Annotated in this window: 17 protein-coding genes, 1 pseudogene and 1 riboswitch; of the genes and pseudogenes, 13 read left to right on the forward strand and 5 right to left on the reverse strand. The window is 67.5% G+C overall.

Features of this window, described 5'->3' with window-relative positions:
• Positions 1–10 precede the first annotated feature (10 nt).
• The 7 genes and pseudogenes from B0T44_RS23895 (at position 11) to B0T44_RS23925 (ending at position 7,913) form a co-directional block, all read left to right on the forward strand.
• Entirely contained in the window at positions 11–949 is a 939-nt protein-coding gene (locus tag B0T44_RS23895; protein WP_077115208.1) for a M56 family metallopeptidase, read from the forward strand.
• On the forward strand, positions 942–2,267 hold the full coding sequence (locus tag B0T44_RS23900; RefSeq protein WP_077115207.1) for a DEAD/DEAH box helicase: 1,326 nt from the start codon (positions 942–944) through the stop codon (positions 2,265–2,267). Before B0T44_RS23895 ends, B0T44_RS23900 begins: the two co-directional genes overlap by 8 nt.
• Positions 2,268–2,279: 12 nt before the next feature.
• Positions 2,280–2,558, forward strand: a pseudogene (locus B0T44_RS23905) (DMT family transporter); the annotation flags it as partial.
• A 205-nt stretch (positions 2,559–2,763) separates the two neighbouring features.
• Positions 2,764–4,200: a GuaB1 family IMP dehydrogenase-related protein gene (locus B0T44_RS23910; RefSeq protein WP_077115206.1), complete on the forward strand. Its 1,437-nt coding sequence runs from the start codon at positions 2,764–2,766 to the stop codon at positions 4,198–4,200.
• A 284-nt stretch (positions 4,201–4,484) separates the two neighbouring features.
• A complete protein-coding gene (locus tag B0T44_RS23915; RefSeq protein WP_077115445.1) occupies positions 4,485–5,861 on the forward strand; it encodes a hemolysin family protein in 1,377 nt (458 codons plus the stop codon).
• Positions 5,854–6,918 carry a hemolysin family protein gene (locus tag B0T44_RS23920; RefSeq protein WP_077115205.1) on the forward strand — a complete coding sequence of 355 codons (1,065 nt, stop codon included), beginning with the start codon at positions 5,854–5,856 and terminating at the stop codon, positions 6,916–6,918. The genes B0T44_RS23915 and B0T44_RS23920 overlap by 8 nt, the downstream gene beginning before the upstream one ends.
• 23 nt (positions 6,919–6,941) lie before the next feature.
• Positions 6,942–7,913: a 3-methyladenine DNA glycosylase gene (locus tag B0T44_RS23925; protein WP_077115204.1), complete on the forward strand. Its 972-nt coding sequence runs from the start codon at positions 6,942–6,944 to the stop codon at positions 7,911–7,913.
• Between the two features lie 267 nt (positions 7,914–8,180).
• Here B0T44_RS23925 and B0T44_RS23930 read toward each other — a convergent pair whose 3' ends face one another.
• The gene (locus B0T44_RS23930) at positions 8,181–10,367 is read right to left on the reverse strand and encodes a malate synthase G (RefSeq protein ID WP_077115203.1); all 2,187 of its coding nucleotides are present in this window, start codon (positions 10,365–10,367) and stop codon (positions 8,181–8,183) included.
• 253 nt (positions 10,368–10,620) lie between these two features.
• On the opposite strand from B0T44_RS23930, the gene B0T44_RS23935 reads away from it, so the two are divergent.
• Together B0T44_RS23935 and B0T44_RS23940 are read left to right on the forward strand one after the other, a co-directional pair.
• The gene (locus tag B0T44_RS23935; protein ID WP_245839202.1) at positions 10,621–11,280 is read left to right on the forward strand and encodes a TetR/AcrR family transcriptional regulator; all 660 of its coding nucleotides are present in this window, start codon (positions 10,621–10,623) and stop codon (positions 11,278–11,280) included.
• 2 nt (positions 11,281–11,282) lie between these two features.
• Positions 11,283–12,572 carry an acyl-CoA dehydrogenase family protein gene (locus B0T44_RS23940; protein ID WP_077115202.1) on the forward strand — a complete coding sequence of 430 codons (1,290 nt, stop codon included), beginning with the start codon at positions 11,283–11,285 and terminating at the stop codon, positions 12,570–12,572.
• A 130-nt stretch (positions 12,573–12,702) separates the two neighbouring features.
• On the opposite strand, the gene B0T44_RS23945 is transcribed toward B0T44_RS23940, so the two are convergent.
• A complete protein-coding gene (locus B0T44_RS23945; RefSeq protein WP_077115201.1) occupies positions 12,703–13,644 on the reverse strand; it encodes an arginase family protein in 942 nt (313 codons plus the stop codon).
• Positions 13,645–14,036: 392 nt separating this feature from the next.
• Here B0T44_RS23945 and B0T44_RS23950 point away from each other — a divergent pair, with 392 nt between their 5' ends.
• The 3 genes from B0T44_RS23950 to B0T44_RS23960 all read left to right on the forward strand — a co-directional run bounded on the left by B0T44_RS23950 (position 14,037) and on the right by B0T44_RS23960 (position 16,697).
• Positions 14,037–14,597, forward strand: coding sequence for an HNH endonuclease (locus B0T44_RS23950; RefSeq protein ID WP_077115200.1), 561 nt, complete (start codon positions 14,037–14,039; stop codon positions 14,595–14,597).
• Between the two features lie 14 nt (positions 14,598–14,611).
• Positions 14,612–14,860, forward strand: a complete 249-nt coding sequence (locus tag B0T44_RS23955) for a WhiB family transcriptional regulator (protein ID WP_077115199.1) — start codon at positions 14,612–14,614, stop codon at positions 14,858–14,860.
• Positions 14,861–15,026: 166 nt separating this feature from the next.
• Complete coding sequence (locus B0T44_RS23960) at positions 15,027–16,697, forward strand: VWA domain-containing protein (protein ID WP_077115443.1); 1,671 nt, start codon at positions 15,027–15,029, stop codon at positions 16,695–16,697.
• 113 nt (positions 16,698–16,810) lie between these two features.
• On the opposite strand, the gene B0T44_RS23965 is transcribed toward B0T44_RS23960, so the two are convergent.
• Both B0T44_RS23965 and B0T44_RS23970 read right to left on the reverse strand, forming a co-directional pair.
• On the reverse strand, positions 16,811–17,650 hold the full coding sequence (locus B0T44_RS23965) for a Vgb family protein (RefSeq protein WP_217697434.1): 840 nt from the start codon (positions 17,648–17,650) through the stop codon (positions 16,811–16,813).
• Positions 17,643–19,130, reverse strand: coding sequence for an ABC-F family ATP-binding cassette domain-containing protein (locus B0T44_RS23970; RefSeq protein ID WP_081512607.1), 1,488 nt, complete (start codon positions 19,128–19,130; stop codon positions 17,643–17,645). Before B0T44_RS23970 ends, B0T44_RS23965 begins: the two co-directional genes overlap by 8 nt.
• A gap of 61 nt (positions 19,131–19,191) precedes the next feature.
• Between B0T44_RS23970 and B0T44_RS23975 the strand changes: the two genes are divergently transcribed.
• The gene (locus B0T44_RS23975; RefSeq protein WP_077115198.1) at positions 19,192–19,800 is read left to right on the forward strand and encodes a TetR/AcrR family transcriptional regulator; all 609 of its coding nucleotides are present in this window, start codon (positions 19,192–19,194) and stop codon (positions 19,798–19,800) included.
• A gap of 44 nt (positions 19,801–19,844) precedes the next feature.
• Here B0T44_RS23975 and gcvP read toward each other — a convergent pair whose 3' ends face one another.
• A complete protein-coding gene (gcvP, locus tag B0T44_RS23980) occupies positions 19,845–22,652 on the reverse strand; it encodes an aminomethyl-transferring glycine dehydrogenase (protein WP_077115197.1) in 2,808 nt (935 codons plus the stop codon).
• A 153-nt stretch (positions 22,653–22,805) separates the two neighbouring features.
• Positions 22,806–22,900: riboswitch (glycine riboswitch) on the reverse strand.
• Positions 22,901–22,975 lie beyond the last annotated feature (75 nt).

The raw sequence follows: 22,975 nt of genomic DNA on the forward strand, positions 1-22,975 counted from the left end.
AGCTGAGTCGATGAACGCAACCGCGCCGGTTTTCGCTGGTCTCGCTTTGTTGCTCGCCGGCCCCGCCCCTGAGCTGCTCAGCCGGGCGAAGTGGACTTACCGCACGCCCAGGGCCGCGCTGGTGCTCTGGCAGGCCATCGCACTGGCCGCGGTGCTCAGCGCGTTCGGTTCGGGGCTGGCGATCGCCAGCGAACTACTGGTGCCGGGCGAGGACGGCAGGCCGACCACCAAACCGACCGATGAGATCGACGCGTTGGGCCTGCCGCTGTGGCTGGCTTATGTGTTCGTCTTCGCGTTGACGTTGCTGATCGGAGCCCGGCTCATCTACGCCTCGGTTCGCGTCGGTGTGCACACTCGCCGCCGACGCGCCCGGCACCGGATGCTGGTCGACCTGCTCGACCAGAGTGGCCCGGAACGGCGCGCGGCCGATATCCGGGTGCTCGCCGCCACGGAGCCGATCGCCTACTGTTTGCCCGGCTTGCGCCAGCGCGTGGTGGTCAGTGCGGGCACCTTGGACAACTTGGACGAGAAGGAGCTCACCGCGATCCTCAGCCATGAGCGCTCGCATTTGCGGGCCAGGCACGATCTGGTGTTGGAGGCGTTCACCGCCGCCCATGAGGCCTTTCCTCGCTTCGTGCGCAGCAAGTCGGCGCTGGATTCGGTGAAGTTGCTCATCGAACTACTCGCCGACGATTCCGCGGTCAAGGTCACCGGCCCGAAACCGCTGGCGCGGGCGCTGGTGGCGTGTTCCAAGTCGACTGCCCCACAGGGTGCGCTCGCTGTGGGCGGGCCGAGCACCTTGATCCGGATCCAGCGGTTGACCGGGCCGCTGGGTGATGTGCGTATCGCGGCCGCGGCCTATCTCGGTTCCGTCGCGATCCTGGTGGTGCCGACGATGGCGGTCGCGATTCCGTGGCTGGTGGAGTTGAGTCGGTTGTTCCGTGGCTGATCCCGATCCGGTCACCTTCGCCGCACTCGGTCTTCCCGTTGCCGTTGTGCAGGCATTGCGCCGCGAGGGTATCCCGGCGCCGTTCCCGATCCAGGCTGCGGCCATACCCGATGTGCTCGCCGGACGCGATGTGCTCGGCCGAGCCCCCACTGGTTCGGGAAAAACCCTCGCCTTCGGGCTGCCGATGCTGGCCCGGTTGGCCGGGGCTCCGTCCCACCCACGCCGTCCCCGTGGTCTGGTGCTGGCCCCGACCCGTGAGCTGGCCGTGCAGATCGAGCAGGCTCTGGAACCATTCGCCACCGCCCTCGGCCTGCGGTTGAGTGCCGCAGTCGGCGGGCTGCCGGTCAAACGGCAGGCCGATAGGCTGGCGCGCGGTCTCGACCTGCTGATCGCAACCCCTGGCCGCCTCGCTGACCTGATCGCACAGGACGCTGCGGCCCTGGACCGGGTGCGGGTCGTCGCGGTCGACGAGGCCGACCACATGGCCGAGCTCGGTTTCCTGCCGCAGGTGCGGCAGCTGCTCGATCAGGTCCCTGTCGACGGCCAGCAGCTGCTGTTCTCGGCGACGCTCGACGACGCGGTGGTCGAGCTGGTACAGCGCTATCTGCGGGATCCCGTCACTCATTCCGCCGAGCCGGAGCGGGCCGCCGCACCCGCGATGACTCATCACCTGCTGTGTGTGCGCGCATCCGAGAAACGAGCCGTGGTCACCGAGATCGCCGCGCGAACCGGGCGTACGCTGCTGTTCGTCCGCACCCAGTACGGCGCGGACAAATGGGCCGGGCAGTTGTGTGCTGCCGGTGTCGCCGCTGCCGCGCTGCATGGCGGTAAAGCGCAGAACAATCGCAATCGGGTGCTGGCCTCCTTCCGCGACGGCGATATCGATGTCCTGGTGGCAACGGATGTGGCGGCGCGCGGAATCCATGTCGACGATGTTTCGCTGGTGGTGCACGTCGACCCCCCTGCGGACCCGAAGGACTATGTGCATCGGGCCGGACGCACAGCGCGGGCGGGCGCGAGCGGCACCGTGGTCACGGTGGTCACCGATGAGCAGCGCGCCCACGTGCGCGAACTGACTCGGGCCGCCGATATCGCCGCCGTCGAGCTGACCGTTGGTCCTGGCAACCGGGCACTACGAGAGCTCACCGGTGCTCGCACTCCCCCCGGCGTTGCGGTATCCGTCTCGCCGGGATCGGATGGTGCTGCCGCCCGGCGTGGTGGCGCGGGCCGTCCTGGCACCGGCACGCCTGGGCGCCCACAGCGCCACGCCGGGCGCGCGGCACACCCGCGCCCGCACCGTAAACGCCGGGCAACCTGACACACTGGCCGGATGCCGGACCTTCCGCTCGGGGCGGTCGGCTGCGCCCTGGTGGCCGCGATACTGTTCGCGGTGGCCTCGGTCGCCCAACAGCAGGTGGCCGAGCAGGTCCCGCACGGCACCCCGCTCGTCCGGACGCTGCTCGGCAGCCGCCGGTGGTGGGCGGGGGTCGCCGGGGACGGCGGCGGGTACGCGATGCAGGTGATGGCGCTCGCGCTCGGAGCCGTGCTGATCGTGCAGCCGATCCTGGTGTCGTCGCTGGTGTTCGCGCTGCCGCTGGCGGCGCGCTACAGGCGAACCGTTGACTGCCGCGTTCCTCGGTATCACCGTGCTCGACGAGCAGCTGCGCACCGGTAGTGTGGTATGGCGGTCTGTGTGGCGGCGGTGATCGTCATGTGCGCCAGTGCGATTGGTCTGTCCCGCTCGCAAGCGGCTTGTTGATCGGGTTTCCGCGGAACCACCCGCGCATCACCGGTCGACGATTACCATCGGAGCAGTGCAGTTTCTCCCTGGACATCAGCCGCCGTACGACCTGACCTACGACGACGTCTTCCTGGTGCCGAACCGGACCGATGTGGCGTCCCGGTTCGACGTCGATCTGTCGACCGCCGACGGGTCGGGTACCACCATCCCGATCGTCGTCGCCAATATGACCGCGGTAGCGGGCAAACGGATGGCCGAGACCGTGGCCCGGCGCGGCGGAATCGTCGTCCTTCCACAGGATCTGCCCAATAACGCCGCCGCCGACACCATCGCGTTCGTCAAAAGCCGCTCGCTGACCGCGGACACCCCGGTCACGCTCACTCCCGATCATTCGGTCTCCGAAGCAGTCGCCCTGATCCACAAGCGCGCCCACGGTGCGGCGATCGTTGTCGACCAGGGCAAACCGGTCGGCGTGGTCACCGAAGCCGCCTGCGCGGATGTGGACCGGTTCACCCGGTTGCGCGACGTGGCCGTCACCGATTTCGTCACCGCGCCGGTCGCCGCCGCACCGCGGGAAATCTTCGACCGGCTCGAGGCCGCGCACGCGCATCTGGCGGTGCTGGTGGCCGAGGACGGCACCCTCGCTGGAGTGCTGACCCGCACCGGCGCCATCCGCACCGGCATCTACTCCCCCGCGGTCGACGCCGCGGGCGCACTGCGTATCGCCGCTGCGGTCGGCATCAACGGCGATGTGCCTGCCAAGGCGAAAGCGCTGGTGGATGCCGGAGCAGATCTGCTGGTCGTGGACACCGCGCATGGCCACCAGGTGAAAATGCTGGAAGCCTTGCGCGCCATCCGCGATCTGGGACTCGACGTGCCGATCGTCGCAGGCAACACCGTCTCCGCCGAGGGCACCAGGGATCTGGCCGAAGCGGGGGCCGACATCATCAAGGTCGGTGTCGGTCCCGGCGCCATGTGCACCACCCGGATGATGACCGGCGTCGGCAGACCCCAGTTCTCCGCGGTCGCCGAATGCGCGGCGGCTGCCACCGAGCTCGGGGTACACATCTGGGCCGACGGCGGGATCCGCCACCCGCGTGACGTGGCGCTGGCGCTGGCCGCGGGCGCGTCGAATGTGATGATCGGCTCCTGGTTCGCCGGCACCTACGAATCCCCTGGCGACCTACACGTGGACCGGAACGGCAACGCCTACAAGGAGAGTTTCGGGATGGCCTCCAAACGGGCCGTCGCCGCCCGCACCGCCACCGACAGCGGGTTCGACCGGGCCCGCAAGGCATTGTTCGAGGAGGGCATCTCCAGCTCCCGGATGCGGCTGGACCCGGAACGCCCCGGTGTGGAAGACCTCATCGACCACATCTGCTCGGGGGTGCGCAGCGCATGCACCTATGCGGGCGCGCGCACCCTCGCCGAGTTCCACGACCGGGCGGTGCTCGGTGTGCAGTCCGCGGCCGGTTTCGCCGAGGGACGACCGCTGCCGAGCGGTTGGTGAAGCCCGTCGCTCACCGGAACACGCGACACCGGCCCATGCGTACCCCCGCATGGGCCGGTAGCATGAGCATTGCCGACGGCCGTCGGCGCCATTGCCCCATGCGAAAGGAAGCACTTGTCACCCGCGTCCGAGGGCGCCGTTCAGGAGGGCTCATCTATCGAGCCGGGTGACAAACCCGGCGCCCCTCTCTCTGCGAGCACCCGCACAGCCCGGACCGGCTCCGGCCCGGCCGAAACCCTTGCACCTCAGATCACGACCGCGACGCCGTACAGGTGGTGCTGATCGTGTCCGTCGCACTCACCGTGCTAAGCCTGATCGGGTTCGTGGCGCTGACCGCGGGCACCGCCCTGTTCGTCGCTGCGGAATTCTCGCTGACCGCGCTCGAACGCAGCACCGTCGAATCACACGCCCGCACCGGCGACGTCCGGGCCCGGATGGTGCGTCAAGCGCATCGCACGCTGTCGTTCCAGCTGTCCGGCGCCCAGCTCGGTATCACCATCACCACCCTGATCACCGGTTATATCGCCGAGCCGGTGCTGGCCAGGCTGCTATCGCCGCTGTTCACCGCCGTCGGAGTCGGTGAATCCGCTGCCAATGGCATCTCGCTGGCGCTGGCGCTGGTGCTGGCGACCTCGTTGTCGATGATCTACGGCGAGCTGGTGCCCAAAAATATCGCCATCGCCGCGCCCCTGGCCACCGCCCGGACGACCGCGGGGCCGATGGTCGCGTTCTCGGTCGTGTTCAAATGGATGATCCGCTTCCTCAACAACACAGCCAACTGGGTGGTGCGCCGGTTCGGGGTGGAGCCTGCCGAGGAACTGCGTTCGGCGCGTTCCCCGCAGGAACTCGGCTCGCTGGTGCGCACCTCCGCCCAGCGCGGCTCTTTGGATCAGCGCACGGCGCAGGTGATGGACCGCTCGCTGCAGTTCGGCGAGCGCAGCGCCGAAGAGCTGATGACCCCGCGGGTGAAGATCGAATCACTGGACCGCGACGACACCATCGCCGATCTGCTCGCCGCGGCGGCCCGCACCGGCTACTCGCGGTTCCCGGTGATCGACGGCGATCTGGACAACACCCTCGGCGTGGTGCATGTCAAACAGGCGTTCACCCATCCCGCGCACAGCCGCGGCGCTGTCCCGCTGCACCAGCTGGCCCACCCGGTGCCGATCGTGCCCGCCAGCCTCGACGGTGACGAGGTGCTCGAACGCGTCCGCGCCGACGGTATGCAGATCGCGCTGGTCGTCGACGAATACGGCGGTACGGCGGGCATGGTCACCATGGAGGACATCATCGAGGAAATCCTCGGCGATGTGCGCGACGAGCACGACGAAGAGGAACGCGAGGTGCGCCGGGTGGCCGACGGCTGGGATTGCTCCGGTCTGCTGCGCATCGACGAGGTGCTGCGTGCCACCGGCTACGAGGCGCCCGAGGGCGAATACGAAACCCTCGGTGGTCTGGTGCTCACTCAGCTGGGCCGGATCCCCGAGGCCGGCGACACCGTGGTCCTGCCGGTGGCGCGCTCATCCGAGCGGCATGCCCCGGGGACACCCGGCGGCTGGATCGCGAAGGTCGAACGGATGGACGGACGGCGCGTGGACCGGGTGCGGTTGATCCCGGTCGACGCCGCAGCCCTGGTGAGCGGGGAGCCCAGCCATGGGTGATCTGTTCGGTGTGGCGCTGACCGTGGTATTGCTGGCCGGTAACGCCTTCTTCGTGGCCGCCGAGTTCGCACTTATCTCCGCCCGCCGCGACCGTCTCGAAGCCCTCGCGGCGCAGGGCAAACGCAACGCCGACACGGTGATCCGCGCCGGGGAGAACCTGTCGATGATGTTGGCGGCGGCGCAGTTGGGCATCACTATCTGCTCGATTCTGCTCGGCCGGGTCGGCGAGCCAGCGGTGGCGCATCTGCTGGAACGCCCGTTCGAGTTGATGGGCCTGCCCGATCAACTGCTGCATCCGGTGGCCTTCACGCTCGCGTTGACGATCGTGGTGATCCTGCACATTCTGCTCGGCGAGATGATCCCGAAGAACATCGCGCTGGCCGGGCCGGAACGCAGCGCGCTGCTGTTGGTGCCGATCCATCTGATCTGGTTGCGGTTGGCCCGGCCGCTGATCGCGCTGTACAACTTCGCGGCGAATCTGACGCTGCGGATGCTGCGCATCGAACCCAAGGATGAACTCGCGGCGACCGTCTCCAGCGACGAGCTCGCCGAGATGATCGGCGAATCACGCTCGGAGGGTCTGCTCGACGAGGAGGAGCATCGCCGGTTGACCCAGGCGCTCGGCACCAACGACCGCATCGTCGGCGATGTGATGGTTCCGCTGGCCGGTACCCGCACAGTGCCGTTGCGCGGTAACGGCACCACCCTGGGCGATATCGAGGAGGCGGTGACCGAAACCGGTTTCTCCCGCTATCCGGTGCGCGCGAGCGACGGTTCCCTGGTCGGCTACTTACACGTCAAGGACGTGCTCGAACAGGTTGCCGACGAAACGGCCGGTCCAAGCACCCCGATCCCGCGCACCGATATCCGTCCGCTGCCGACGGTGCTGGTCGGTACCGCGCTGCACGAAGCGCTGGCCCGGCTGCGCCGCACCAACAGCCACCTGGGCCGGGTGGTCGACGCGCGCGGTAACACCGCAGGCATCGTGGCGCTCGAGGATCTGGTCGAGGAGTTCGTCGGTACCGTCCGCGACACCACCCACCGGGTGATCGAGTGACAGCGCAAGCCCGGCCCCGCCCGATGCCGGCGCTCGGCCCCGGTGACAGGCCGGTGCTCGGCCCCGGTGAGTGGCGGCCACGCGCTGCCCGGCACCGGGCACGTGTGGACGCTCTCGTCGGCCCGTACCTGAGCAGGCGCAGAGCCGGTGCAGCGCACCCGGTGATCGATTTCCTCTTCACTTATTACGGGAACAAACCCGCGCAGTTGCGGCGCTGGCATCCGGGCTTCGGCATCGTCTTGGCGAGGGCGCCGGAATACGATGGAGCGCGGGGGTATCACCGCATCGTGTTGTCCGGCGATCCCGATGGAGCAGTAACCGAGGACGGTGCCGCTGCCGAGAGACACAGCCACCCGGACACACCGGCGTATGGCATGGGCATGACCGCCGACCCGGCGTTCCTGCGCAAACGCCTCGGCACCATCGAATTCATCGCCGAACTGCTGCGTGCAACGGCGACGCGACCTGCTCAGTTGTCATGTTTCGGGCTACACGAATGGGCGATGGTGTACCGCACCGACGACGTGCGCCACGGTGCGGTCCCGCTGCGGTTGGGTCGTTCGGGCACTGACCGGGTGGTCGAGTCGATGTCGCTGCGCTGCACTCATTTCGACGCCTACCGCTTCTTCACACCCGACGCGGTCGGCCGCAACGCGCATCGACTCACCCGCGACGACCAGGTGCGCCGCGAGCAGCCCGGCTGCCTGCACGCGAACATGGACCTGTACAAATGGGGTTTCAAACTGTCCCCGCTCATCTCCTCGGATCTGCTGCTGGACTGCTTCGCACTCGCCTGCGACGCGCGCGAACTGGATATGCGGGCCAGCCCGTACGACCTCACCGATTACGGATACGAGCCGGTACCGATCGAAACCCCTGCGGGGCGAGCCGACTACGTGCGCGCCCAGTCCGCGCTCGCCGAACGCGCGGGCGAACTGCGTGCTCGTGTCCTCGCGGTATGTACCGAGCTGTCCGCCGCCGCCCGAGCCGAATGATCGCAGCGAGACGAGCGCCCGGAGCCCACTGTCACGAGCGGGCGCTGCGGTCGCCGCTCAGCATCGCTCCACCGCCGAGCACGTCACCTGTCTCGCACCCTGACGCTGACCGCAGCCCTTCGCTGTCTTCCGGCCGCAGGAAGCGATGCGCAGGACGAACCCATCGCTGCAGGCTGCTCCCGTCGTTCGTTGTCGACCCGGGTGGTGCCGACTACAAGGCGCAGTCCCCGGCCGGGAACGGCCGGGGACTGCGGGAGTGCGGTCGGATCAGTTGTTCTTGCTGGCCAATGCCTTGGCCTCACGGCGGCGACGGTGCAGGATCGGCTCGGTGTAACCGTTGGGCTGCTTGGTGCCCTCCAGGATCAGTTCCTTGGCAGCTTGGAACGCGATGCTGCCCGCGAAGTCAGGAGCCATCGCGCGGTAGTTCGGGTCGCCCGCGTTCTGACGGTCGACCACCGGCGCCATCCGCTCCAGGCTCGCCACCACATCGTCGGCGCTGACGATGCCGTGCCGCAGCCAGTTCGCCATGAGCTGGCTCGAGATCCGCAGGGTGGCGCGGTCCTCCATCAGTGCGACGTCCTTGATGTCGGGCACCTTGGAGCAGCCCACGCTCTGATCGATCCAGCGCACCACGTACCCGAGAATCGACTGGGAGTTGTTGTCCAGTTCCTGGCGCTTGTCCTCGTCGGTCCAGTTCGGGTTCGCCGCAAGCGGGATCTCCAGGATCTCGTCCACCGATGCGCGGGCGCCGCCCTTGGCGATCTCGGCCTGCCGCTCGAACACATCCACCAGGTGGTAGTGAGTGGCGTGCAGGGTGGCGGCGGTCGGCGACGGCACCCACGCAGTGTTGGCGCCCGCCTTCGGATGGCCGATCTTCTGCGTGAGCATATCGGCCATCAAGTCGGGCATCGCCCACATGCCCTTGCCGATCTGCGCCTTGCCGGGCAGGCCGGTGGCCAGGCCGGTATCGACGTTCCAGTCCTCGTAGGACAGGATCCACTGCTGGGTCTTCATATCGGCCTTGCGCACCATCGGGCCCGCCTCCATGGAGGTGTGGATCTCGTCGCCGGTGCGGTCGAGGAAGCCGGTGTTGATGAACACCACGCGTTCGGCGGCGGCGGCGATACAAGCCTTCAGGTTGACGGTGGTGCGCCGCTCCTCGTCCATGATGCCGATCTTGAGGGTGTTGCGCGGCAGGCCGAGCACATCTTCGACGCGGTCGAACAGCTCGTTGGCGAAGGCCACCTCGTCTGGCCCGTGCATCTTCGGCTTGACGATGTAGACCGATCCGGTGCGGCTGTTCTTCAGCCGGGTCTCCTCGCGCAGCGAGTGGATGGCTATCAGTGAGGTGAGCAGGCCGTCCAGGATGCCTTCGGGCACCTCGTTGCCCTCGGCGTCGAGGATGGCATCGCTGGTCATCAGGTGACCGACGTTGCGGACGAACAGCAGTGAACGGCCGTGCAGCACAAGCTGTGAACCGTCGAGCGCGGTGTAGATGCGGTCGGGGTTCATCACGCGGGTGAAGGTCTTGCCGCCCTTGGTGACCTCTTCGGCCAGCTCGCCCTTCATCAGGCCGAGCCAGTTGTGGTAGCAGAGCACCTTGTCTTCGGCGTCCACCGCGGCCACCGAGTCCTCGAAGTCCATGATGGTGGTGACAGCGGATTCGATCACCACGTCCTTGACCCCGGCCGAGTCGGTGCTGCCGATCGGCGACTCGGGATCGATCTGGATCTCGATGTGCAGGCCGTTGTGCTTCAACAGCACCGAGCGCGGCGATTCGGGGTCGCCCAGGTAGCCGACCAGCGCGCCGGGCTCGGCCAGACCGATGCTGGTGCCATCCTCCAGGCCGACCTCCAGCTCGCCGTCGACGATCTTGTAATAGGTGGAGCCGATATGCGATCCGGACACCAGGGTGGCGGCGTCGTCGAGGAAGTTGCGAGCCCATTCGATGACCTTGTCGCCGCGGACCTTGTTGTAGCTGGTGCCCTTCTCAGCGCCGCCGGTCTCCGGAATGGCGTCGGTACCGTAGAGCGCGTCGTACAGCGAGCCCCAGCGGGCGTTGGCGGCGTTGATGGCGAAGCGGGCGTTGCTCACCGGCACCACCAGCTGCGGGCCCGCGGTCTCGCTGATCTCGGTGTCCACGTTCGCAGTGGAGATCGTGAAATCGGCGGGATCGGGGCGTAGGTAACCGATATCGCGGAGGAAGCTCTTGTAGGCGGCCCTGTCGTAGTTGGCGCCGGGGTGTTCGGCGTGCCAGGCGTCGAGCTTGCCCTGGATCTCGTCGCGCTCGGCGAGCAGGGCGCGGTTGCGGGGGGCGAGATCGTTGATGAGCTGTTCGGCGCCCGACCAGAACGCGGCGGAATCCACGCCGGTCCCCGGAAGGGCCTCGTTCTCGACGAACTCGTGCAGAACGCTGGCCACCTGGAGCCCGCCGACCTGAATCCGCTCTGTCATCTACTGCCTCACTTCCGAGAAAGCCGGGTGGAAAGTCGATGTCATGTTACCGATCGGTAGTACACGGTCGGCCAGCCGGGTGAAGCCGGGATGTGGACCGCGACCTCTCAGCGAACTCTACTCCCATGATTGCCGGTGATTAACTGCATCGATCACGGCGCAGGCCTTCCCGGAGCCCGATCCCGGCTCTTGACATACCCATCAGGGCGTCTAATGTACTGAACGGAACATTAATGGTGAAGGGTGCACTCCGTTGGACGAGCCGTTGACCGCCGAGACCGCCACCGGACGCCGTCGCGGCCGGCCGCCCGGCGCGCAGTCCACTGCCGAGGCCACCCGGAAACGGATCGTGCGCGCGGCCGTGGAACTGTTCGCCGCCAAGGGCTTCCACGGCACCGGGGTGGCCGAAATCGGGGACCGCGCCGGCGTCCAGCGCGGCGCGCTCTACTACCACATCGGCTCCAAAGAAGAACTGCTGTGGCAGATCCTGCGCGACTACACCCAGCTCATGCTCGCCGACGCCCGCCGCATCGCCTGCGCCACCGACGACCCGGTCACCACGCTGCGGAACCTGATCCACAGCCACACCGCCCTGATCATCCGGCACCGGCGCGAGGTCGCCATCCAGCTGCGCGATATCAGCGCGCTCACCGGCGACCGTGCGGCCGAACTGCAACACCTGCGCGACGAGATCCAGCACTGCTGGCAGCAGGTGCTCGACGCCGGGCACGCCTCGGGGCAACTACGCACCGCCGACCATGTCGTCACCAACAGCGTGCTCGGCATGCTCAATGCGGTGAGCTTCTGGTATCGCCCGCACGGTGAGCGCTCCCCCGCCGATATCGCCGGGCAACTGACCGCGACCATCCTCGACGGCATCGTAGAACCTTCTCCCCCACCGACGAAAGGCTGACCATGGCTTGGGATTTCGAGACCGACCCGGAATACCAGCGCAAGCTGGACTGGGCCGCCGAGTTCGTCCGCACCGAGGTCGAACCGCTGGATCTGCTGTACCCGAACCCGTACGACCGCAGCAACACCGAGGCGATGGCGTTGATGGCGCCGTTGAAGGAACAGGTCAAGCAGCAAGGTTTGTGGGCGTGCCATCTGGGACCCGAACTGGGCGGTCCCGGGTTCGGCCAGATGAAGCTGGCACTGCTCAACGAAGTACTCGGCACCTCGGTGTGGGCGCCGTCGGTGTTCGGCTGCCAGGCCCCCGACTCGGGTAACGCCGAAATCCTCGCCCACTACGGCACGGCCGAGCAGAAGGCCGAATACCTGGAACCGCTGCTGGCCGGCGAGATCGGCTCCTGCTATGTGATGACCGAACCCACTGGCGGATCGGACCCGACGCTGTTCAAGACACGCGCCGTGCGCGACGGCGACCACTGGGTGATCAACGGCGAGAAATGGTTCAACTCCAATGCCCAGTTCGCCAGCTTCCATATCGTCATGGTGGTCACCGACCCGGAGGTGAGCCCGTATCAGGGCATGTCGATGTTCATCGTGCCCGCCGACACTCCGGGGGTGGAGCTGGTCAAGAACTTCCACGTGCACGGGTTCAGCGAGCACGAGGGGCATCTGCGGTTCACCGATGTGCGCGTGCCCGCCGATCATCTGCTCGGCGCAGAAGGCGCGGGGTTCGTCGTCGCACAGACCCGGCTCGGCGGCGGCCGGGTGCATCATGCGATGCGCACGGTGGCGCTGGTGCGCAAGGCTTTCGACATGATGTGCGAGCGCGCGGTGTCGCGGCAGATGCGCAAAGGCCCGCTGGCCGGGCTGCAGATGACCCAGGAACGTATCGCCGACAGCTGGATCGAGATGGAGCAGTTCCGGTTGCTCGTGCTGCGCACCGCCTGGCTCATCGACAAGGAGCAGGACTACCGGAAGGTGCGCAAGGACATTGCCGCGATCAAGGTGGCGATGCCGAAGGTGATGCACGATATCGCCCAGCGCGCGCTGCACCTGCACGGCGCGCTCGGCGTCAGCCAGGACCTGCCGTTCGTGGACATGATGAACTACGCCGAGGTGATGGGGCTGGCCGACGGGCCGAGCGAGGTGCACAAGATCACCCTTGCCAAGGAGGTCCTGAAGAACTACACCCCCGGCGATCCGGTGTACCCGTCGGGTTACCGGCCCGCCCTGCGCGAACAGGCCCGCGAACACCTCGCGCAACGCCTGGAACATATCGTCGGAAACCTCTGAGAACCTCTGAGAACCTCTGAGCGGCTGGGTCGCCGCCTACGATGCCACGGAGGGTGGGCGGTGAACCCCGGCGACAGGCATAAACGCCGAACGTGCTGCGAACGTCCTGCATGCCGAGTTCGTGCTTCTGCTATGCCGGAACGGCGGGGCTGTCCCCATTCGCTGTGCCGGGCAGCGCCGCTATGACATCGGCAACCAGGCGGACTATCCGGTGCGCGCAGGAGCGGTCGGGATCCTGGTCGGGATCGTAGATGACCAGGCTCCACCCGAGGCACCCGCCGCAAGCCACGGCGGTGGTCAGCACGCGGGTGAGCTGGTCCCAGGTCACACCGTTCGGCTCGTCCGCGACATCGGGCAGACCCTGGGCCGGAAACTCTTCGGGATCGAGTACGTCGAGGTCGACGTGCAGCCACCAGCGTCGTGCGCTCTGCTTCAGGTGTTCGACCGCCGAGCCCGCCAGCTCCACCGGTGCGGCAGCGACTTCCTGCCAGCCGCGCAGCCAGACACCACCGTCGCGCAGCGAAGCGACGTTGAACCGCTGACGCCACACACCGTCACGCGGGCCGAGCATGGCCAACTCTTCCCGATCCAGCGCTGGGAGCCGCTCGCGCAGGCGGCCGTGCAGCACCCGCCCCGTAAGACCCAGCAGCAGGCCGATCTCGGCATTCGCCGCCTCCCCGTCCTCGGAGACATCCAACGGCATCGTGTCCTCATGCCCGTCCACGAACAGCACGCCCACCGGCCCTTCCGCGCGCAGAGCGGAAACCGTTCCCAGCAGCGTGGAGCAGTCCGCGCCGTACACGAGCGGAAAGCGTCCACCTGCCACCGCTGCCGTGACCCGTGCGCCCACCTGTTCGGTCATGGCCAGCAGGGCAGGTTCGTTGAGCAACGATGTCTGCGCGCCCCGCGCCGGGTCGCCGGCGGGCAACACCATGACGCCCGGATCAACCACCTCATACGCGGCGAGAGCGTCATCGAGACCGGCCTCGCGCAGCGCCGCTGCCGCCGCTGCCTGATGACCGGCCCGGCCGTATCCATCGAAGGGAACCGCAACGTGCTCCACGATGACCATAGCGTGATCGTTACACATCGACCTGAAGAGTTCGACCGTGACCGACCGGACGCAGATCTGCCGGACACAGACGGCAAAAAAATGAGCGGACAACCGTATTCGCGTTGTGCCACCATCTATTCAGGCTGATCACCCGCATCGGGCGGGGATCGATGACTACCGAAAGGAGGAGTGGTGGATCCGATGAACTGGATTTCGGCGCGAATGCCGATGACCGAACCCGGTGAACAGCAAGCAGCCCGCACAGCCGGCGACCAGAACGGACTCGCCCGCCTCCTGCCGGCGCGGCGCTGACTGCTCGCCCCGCACCTTCTGTTCCTGATTTCTTTCTCGTCCGACGGGTTCCTTCTCTTTCTGGGTTGTGCCCAGCTGTATTCACACCGGGGGTCCTCATGCCGATACACCTGGCCGCCGCACCGGCGGCGCTCACCGCCGACAACTGGATACGCACCAGGGTGCTGGTACTCAACGCCAGCTACGAGGCGCTCGACGAAATCGGCGCCGACCGGGCGGTAGTGCTGCTGACCAGCGGGCTCGCCGAATCGGTTGTGGTGCGCACACCGCATTTCCCGGTCCGGTCCAAGCACCTCGAGATCCTGCTGCCCGAAACCATCCGGTTGCGGCGCTACATCTACCTGGCGCGGATCGACCGCGTGCACGACGACAGCCGCGCCACCAATATCGGAGTCCTGCGCCGCGACGAGAACCGCTGCGGCTACTGCGCTGGTCCGGCGCGGACCGTCGATCACATCCGGCCGCGCAGCCGGGGCGGCTCCAACACCTGGGCCAACCTCGTCGCCTGCTGTGCGCGCTGCAACACGGTCAAAGCCGACCGCACCCCGGAGGAGGCCGGGATGCGGCTGCTCTGGGAGCCCAAAGCGCCGAACCCGCTGGCAAAGAAGCAGCGGCAGGTCTGGAAACAGCTCGCCGCCGCCACCGGAACCGATCCGTGAGAGGAGGGATCGCCATGACCATTGATGTATTGACCGACCTGCTCCCGTTGTCGGACAGCCGGGAGTGGCACCGGGCTGCCTGCCGGGGCGACCCCGACCATGAGGCCTGGTTCCCGTACCCGTCGCAGGACTTCGCCTACGCCCGAACAGTGTGTGCGAGCTGCCCGATTCGCGATGCCTGCGGTGATTTCGCCGAACGGACCGGGCAGTCCGGGGTGTGGGGCGGGCGCGAGTTCGACCGAGGACGGGTGATCCGCGAATAACCTCCCGGCGCGTCGTGGGGCCGCCGCACGATCCGCCCGGCCCCACGATCCCGCGCCTCGCATGAACCAGCGTGTGCACGTCTTGTGCAGTGCACCATGCGGCGGTGGGTGACGGCCGCCGATACGGTCGCCGAGCGCGAACGCCGTGAACATACACTTGGTCGCCGTGGGCACCCATCGCAGCGCATCCAGATCCCGAGGTATCAGCAAAGGGGCGGTGATCACTGTGGTCGCGGTGCTACTGCTGGTGGCCGCGGTGATCGGCTGGTTCCAGCTACGGGAGCGCTCCACCCAGCAGGCGGGTGCGGCGGCAGCCGAATGCGTGGAAGGCGACGCAACGCTGAATGTCACCGTCGACCCGGAGATCGAGGCGCAGGTACGCGCTGCCGCCGAACGCTACAACGCCACCGAGCCGAAGGTGCGCGACCATTGCGCATCGGTATCGGTGACCGCGCAGCCATCCGCAGCGGTCGCGGGCGCGCTCGCGTCCGATGCCTGGGATCCGGCGCTCGGCCCGCAGCCGGGCCTGTGGATCGCGGACTCCACCCGCACCGTCGAATCGGTGCGGGTGCCCGGCCTGATCGAGGGGCAACCGGCCTCGATCGCGTCGAGCCCGATCGTGCTGGCGGTGCCCGACGAACTGCGTCAAGCGCTGGAGCAGGCACGGACCACCTGGGCGGACCTACCGCGCCTGCAGCAGGGTTCGCTCGGCGATATCGGCCTGAACGGCTGGGGTGGGCTGGGATTGGCGCTGCCCGCGGGCGACACCACCCTGGCGGTGGCGACGGCGGTCGCGTCGGCGGTGTCGGGAACCGAACCGTTGACCGAGGAGGCCGCCCGGTCCGGGCAGGCTGTGGCCGCGGTATCCGGTCTTGCCGCAGGCGCACCGGAATCGCCCGATGCGGCTGCGGCGCTCGACACCATCGCCTCGGCCGCGCCTGCCGACGCCGATACCCATGCGGTCGCCCTGACTCAGCGTCAACTCGACACCCACGGCGGCGCGACACCGTTCTTCCCGATAGGTGCCGGGCCGGTCGCCGACTACCCGGCGGCACTGATGTCCGGGCCGTGGGTGGACAAGACCCAGAACCTGATCGCAGGCCTGTTCACCAAATTCCTGCGTGACCCGGAACAGACGAAGGAGTTCACCGACGCCGGTTTCGCCCCACCACCGGCCGCCCCGGTGCCGCCCGCGCCGCGTGCCGCCCTCGACGCCGTCCGCGAGGCATTGGCGAATCCGGTGCTGGGTGTGTCGGCGACCGTGCTCGTCGATGTCTCGTCGTCGATGAGCACCAGCGAGGGCGTATCGACCCGGATGACGAACGCTATCGGAGCCCTCGCCTCCACCGTCAACGTCATGCCACCGGATTTCGGCCTCGGTATCTGGACCTTCGGTAAGAATCTCGACAGCGGCGACCCCTACCGCATTCAGGCCGAAACCGCACTGTTGACCGATGAGCACCGCACGCAGGTGCTGGGCTCGCTCGGCGATATCCGCCCCACCTCGACGCGGGCCGACGAATGCTATGCAACGCTGCTCGCCGCCTACCGTTCCGCCGTGCAGGGCTACAGCCAGGGCCGCACCAACTCGATCCTGCTGATCACCGACGGCCCCGATGACGACTCCGCGCTCACCGGCCCCGCTCTCCTGGACAAGATCGAGGAATTGAGCGATCCGGCGTCCCCCGTCCGCATCGACGTGGTCGTCGCAGGCGGCGAGGGCACCGAGACATTGCGAGCGCTCACCGAACGCACCGGCGGTCGCTACACCGTTCTGCCCAGCAGCGACGATCTGGAGTTCGGCACAGCCATCGTGCAGGCGCTCACCACTCCATGACGTTCCCGCCCCACCGGGGGTGGACCTCGGCTCAGCGCGTAGGCGAACACGTCTCGCAGTCGTGGGTCGTCCTGTCGGCGGTCGGGCCGTTCGCCGGAGGGCTCTCGCAGCCCTCAGCCGGTCACCGGCACCAACGCGCCGGATTCCATCGCGACCCACATCGCGCCGTCCGGCCCGACGGTGAGCCCGTGCGGTTCCGCGCCGGGTAGTGGGTGTTCGGTGACGACGCCGTCGGTGGTGATCCGGCCGAGACGGCACGCCGCCCATTCCGTGAACCACAGCGCCCCATCCGGCCCGGTGATGATCGCATGCGGGCGGGCGTCGCGATCGGGCAGCGGGAATTCGCGGATCTGCCCGTCGGCGGTGATCCGGCCGATCTGCCCGGCCCCGATCTCCACGAACCACAATGCCTCGTCGGGACCGACAGTGATACCGACTGGCATGGCTGCCTCGGTCGGCAACGGGAAGCGTTCCACTGCACCGGATGGGGTGATGCGGCCGATGGCGTTGCCCTGGTTGAGGGTGAACCACAGCGCCCCGTCCGGGCCCGCGGTGATCACCGAAGGCATCCCCTCGGCCGGGTAGGTGGTGACCTCCCCGGTCACGGTCAGGCGTCCGATCCGTTCGGCCTGCAATGCGGTGAACCAGAGGGCGCCGTCGGGGCCGGTGCAGATACCGTAGGGCGAATCCGCCGGGAAGGACGTGATAGCGCCGTCGGTGGTGATCCGCCCGATGCGGTGACCGCGGAACTCGGTGAACCACAGCGCATTGTCGGGGCCGGTGGTGATCACGGTCGGCTGGCCGCCGGAAACCGGCGGCGCGAACATATCGATATCCGCGCCACCGTCCCGGATCCGCGCTCGCCCCACCGCGGCCGGTTCGACCGAAGTGAACCACAGGGCACCGTCCGGCCCGCTGGTCAGCCCGTATGGTGCGCAGGCGACCTCAATCAATCTCGTCCACTCCGATCTGTGTTCCGTTGAAACGTTTCCGCAGTGCCCGGTCGTGGGTGACGACCACCAGCGCACCCGGATATTCGTGCAGGGCCCGCTCCAGCTCTTCGACCAGGGTGAGCGACAGGTGATTGGTCGGTTCGTCGAGTAGCAGCAGGTCGTGGTCACCGGCCAGCAGCATTGCGAGCGCGAGCCTGCGTTGCTGTCCGAACGACAGCGATCCCACCGGCCGGTCCACCATGTCGCGGTGGAACAGGCCGGTCGCCAGTAACGTGGCGCGGCCGTGACCGTAGGTGGCGAGCACGGAGCGAGCGGGGTCGAACACGCTGTCCTGGCGTAGGTAGCCAACCTTCCCGGGGGTTTCGGCGTAGAGCTTGTTCAACAGAGTGGTTTTGCCGGAACCGTTGGGCCCATGGATCAGTACTCGCTCCCGCGGACCGAGGGCACGGGATCCAAGACGGAATCCGGCGGCCCGGCCCCCGCTGAAGCGGCCGCGGAAGCGCAGCGGCTCCGGTGGGCGCGGCACAGGTTCCTCGCGCAGCCTGCGCAGCCGCTCGGTGGTCTGCCGCACGCGCGAGGCCACCGAACTCTGCACCCGGCCCGCATTCCGGTCGTAGGCCATCTTGTTGTTGTCTTTCATGGCGCGACCCACGGCGACCCGGTGCGCGGTGGTGTCGGCGAATTCCTCCAGCCGCCGGATTTCGTCGCACCATTGCGCGTACTGCTGCTCCCATCGTTGCCGGGCGGCGGCCTGCTCGGTCAGGAAACCGCTGTAGCCGCCACCGAACCGCGTCAGCCCGGTCTCGGCGACCTCGACAACGGCGGTAACCACCCGGTCCAGGAACACCCGGTCGTGCGAGACGACGACAACGGTGCCGTGATGGGTGCGCAGCCGCTCTTCCAGCCACACCGTGGCCGTCTCGTCCAAGTGGTTGGTCGGCTCGTCCAGCAGCAGTACCTCCGGCGATGCCGCCAGCAGACAGGCCAGCCCGAGCCGGGACTGCTCGCCACCGGACAGTTCGGTGAGCTCGCGCTCCCATTCGATATGGGCGAGCCCGAGCCCATGCATGGATTTGCGCACGCGGGCGTCGGCGTCGTATCCGGCACGCGCTTCGAACGCGGTGAGCAGTTCGCCGTATGCGGTCATATCCTGCGCTTCAGCCGCCTCTTGCATCCGTCGTTCCAGATCGCGCAGTTCTGCCAGAGCCAGATCGATGGCTTCGGCGACTGTGCGTCCGGACAGGGTCTGCGCGAGGTAACCGATACCACCGGCGGCTCGCACGGTTCGCTCGCCTGCGTCGGCGGGTTCGAGTCCGGCGACGATCCGCAGGAGAGTCGATTTCCCCGATCCGTTCTCCCCGACGATGCCGACCCGCTCTCCGGGCCGGATCGACAGCGAAACCTGGTCGAGGACTACGCGGTCACCGTAGGACTTCGTAAGGCCGCGCACGGTCAATTGTGTGGTCAGAAAATACTCCAATCGCTACTCGTGTAGCGTTAAGTTAGCAGCATCGACACACTAACGCAACAGGAGTTGCTTTTTGGAACCTCAACAACGCCCTGGTGGTCGCAGCGCCCGCGTTCGCGACGCGGTACGCCAGGCCACCCTGGCCGAACTCGCCGAACACGGCTACCAGGGGTTGACGATCGACAACGTCGCCCAACGCTCCGGCGTGCACAAAACCACGGTCTACCGGCGCTGGCGCAACGCCGAAGGCCTCATCGCCGACGCACTGGAAATCGCCGAGAACGAACCGTGGCCCATCCCCGACACCGGCACCGCCCTCGGCGACCTGCACGGCCTCGGCGAAGAAGTCCGCACCGGTTTCGCCGACCCCGAGACCGGGCCCGTCGCCTCGGCTTTCATCACCGCGGCCATGCAGAACCCCGCCGCGGCGGCAGCCCTGCACCGTTTCTTCGCCGCCCGCCACGAACAATCCGCGCAAGTGGTGCATCGCGCGATGGAACGCGGCGAACTCCCCGAAAACGTCGATCCCGACGAGGTGGTCCGGTTCGCCATCGCACCCATCTACTACCGGCTGTTCATCAGCCACGAACCGATCACCGCCGAAGACACCGAGCGCTCCGCGCGCGCAGCCATCGCTGCCGCCCGAGCAGGGATGCTCGAAAGCCGACCACGGACAGGATGATCAGCCGGAGCAGCGTTCTTCGGAAACCGACCCCGACAGGGTGCTCAGTCGGCGTATGCCTCCAGCGGCGGGCAGGTGCACACCAGGTTGCGGTCGCCGAACGCCCCATCGATCCGGCGGACCGGCGGCCACACCTTCACGCGGGAATGCGACAAACCCCGTGGGTAGACCGCGATTTCCCGGCTGTACGGGTGATCCCACTCGCCGACCAGGCCGGCAGCTGTATGCGGGGCACCGCGCAGCGGATTGTCCCCCACCGGCCAGACGCCGTCGGCTACCTGATCGATTTCGCGGCGGATACCGATCATCGCCGCCACGAATTCGTCGAGTTCGGCGAGGTTCTCACTTTCGGTGGGCTCCACCATGAGGGTGCCTGCGACCGGAAAACTCATGGTTGGCGCGTGGAAACCGTAATCAGCCAGGCGTTTGGCCACATCGTCTACCGTGACACCGCTGCGTTTGGTGATCTCGCGCAGATCCAGGATGCACTCGTGAGCGACCATTCCGTGCTCGCCGGTATAGAGCACCGGAAAGTACTCGTCGAGACGACGAGCCACATAGTTGGCAGACGCGATCGCGGTGAGCGTCGCGCGGCGCAGGCCCTCGGCACCCATCATCCGGATATACGCCCAGGTGATCGGCAGGATCGACGCCGAACCGTAGCGCGCCGCCGACACCGCATGCGACCCGGGTTCCAGCGGGTCACCGGGCAGATATTTCGCCAGATGGGCGCGCACCGCCACCGGCCCGACACCGGGACCGCCCCCGCCGTGCGGAATGCAGAACGTCTTGTGCAGGTTCAGGTGACTGACATCGCCGCCGAAACGACCCGGCCGCGCCAAGCCGACCAGGGCATTCAGGTTCGCGCCGTCCACATACACCTGTCCGCCCGCATCGTGCACCAGCGCGCACAACTCGGCGACCTCCTGCTCGAACACACCGTGCGTGGACGGGTACGTGATCATGATGCAGGCCAGCCGGTCGGCATGGTCGGCGATCTTGGCGCGCAGATCGTCCAGGTCGACATCACCGTTGGCGCGGCATTTCACCACCTCGACCCGCAGCCCCGCCATCGCCGCAGACGCGGCATTGGTGCCGTGCGCGCTCGACGGGATCAGGCAGGTGTCGCGGTGGACGTCACCGCGATCCAGGTGATAGCGGCGGATCGCCAGCAGGCCCGCGTACTCGCCCTGACTACCCGCGTTCGGCTGCAAAGACACCGAGTCGTAACCGGTGATCTCGGCGAGCCAATTCTGCAGATCGTCGATCAACCGCAGCAGCCCCGGCGCGTCCTCCACCGGAGCATACGGATGCAACCGCGCGAAACCCGGCCAGGTGATCGGCTCCATCTCGGCAGTGGAATTCAACTTCATGGTGCACGAACCCAGCGGGATCATGCTGCGATCCAGCGCAATGTCCTTATCGGAGAGCTCACGCAGATAACGCAGCATCGCCGTCTCGGTGTGATACCGGTGGAACGCCGGATGGGTGAGGAAATCCGAAGACCTGGTCTCGATCGGCACCGGAACACCCGCATCCGGCTCTACCACCGAACTCGTACCGAACGACTCCAGCACCGCCGCGATATGCGCATCCGTCGTGGCCTCGTCACAGGCCACCGCCACATGATCGGCATCGACCAGCCGCAGATTGATCCCCCGCGACTTCGCCTTACCGACCACCGCCTCCGCGCCGCCGGGCACCCGCACCAGGACGGTATCGAAAAACCGGTCGTGCACTGCCGCGCCACCCAAGCCCGCCGCCAACGTCACCGCATGCCCATGCACCCGCCGCGCGATCGCCCGCAGACCGTCCGCGCCGTGATAACAGGCATACATCGCGGCCACGATCGCCAGCAGCACCTGCGCGGTGCAGATATTCGACGTCGCCTTCTCTCGCCGAATATGCTGCTCACGCGTCTGCAACGCCAACCGGTACGCGGGCGCACCATCCGCATCCACCGACACCCCGACCAATCGGCCCGGCAACTGCCTGGCATGCTGCGAACGCACCGACAGGTAACCGGCATGCGGCCCCCCGAAACCCATCGGCACCCCGAACCGCTGCGTCGTACCGAAACACGCATCCGCACCCTGCTCCCCCGGCGGCGTGATCAACGTCGCAGCCAGCAGATCCGCCCCCACTGCCACCAACGCGCCCCGCTCATGCGCCGCCTCGATCACCGGCGCCCAATCCACGATCCGCCCCGACGCACCCGGCGCCTGCAGCAACACCCCGAAGAACTCCCCCTCCGGCAGACCACCCGCCGCCAGATCCGCCTCGACGAGCTCGATCCCCAGCGGCTCGGCGCGCGTAGCCAACACCGTCTTCGTCTGCGGGAACACATCCACATCGACCAGCAGCCGCGCCGCCACCGAACGATTCGCCCGGCGCAACAATGTCATCGCCTCAGCCGCTGCCGTCGCTTCATCCAACATGGAGGCATTCGCCACCTCCATACCGGTCAGGTCCGACACCATCGTCTGGAAATTCAGCAACGCCTCCAACCGGCCCTGACTGATCTCCGGCTGATACGGCGTATACGCGGTATACCAAGCCGGGTTCTCCAGCAGATTACGGACCAGCACCGGCGGCGTGAGCGTATCGTAATAACCCAACCCGATCATCGACGTCGCCACCGTATTCGACGCCGCGAACACCGCCAACTCCGCCAACGCCTCATGCTCCCCCACCGCCCCCGGCAGGGCGGACAACACCCCGCCATCCACAATCCCCGCAGGCAGCGCAGCCGCAGCAAGATCATCCAGCGATGCGACACCCACCACATCGAGCATCTGCCGCAGCTCATCACGATCAGGTCCGATATGGCGGTCAGCAAAAGAACGAGTCACAACATCTCCAGGTCGGGCAGGTCAACACGGCAACGACGAATTCCGGCCCTCCCCCTCTGTCGCGGCGCCTGAGAGATTCGGCAGCCCGGCCACCGGCCGAACCCCTTTCCCCATGGGCGGGCAGCGGTGAAACTGCCACTTTCCAGAGGCGCCGAACCCCGCACGGTCCCTGATGCCTGAGAGATTGACGGGGAGGTGCTGCTCCTTCGGCGCCCGGGACTTACCCGGAACTCTCCCGCACGGCGGCGACGCTGTGACATTATGCCGCGCCTGCGGCGCGGCGGGTTCGCGGCCCCCTTGTGGCTCACGTTTCCGACCCTCGC

This window comes from Nocardia donostiensis (assembly GCF_002081715.1).
GTDB lineage: Bacteria > Actinomycetota > Actinomycetes > Mycobacteriales > Mycobacteriaceae > Nocardia > Nocardia donostiensis.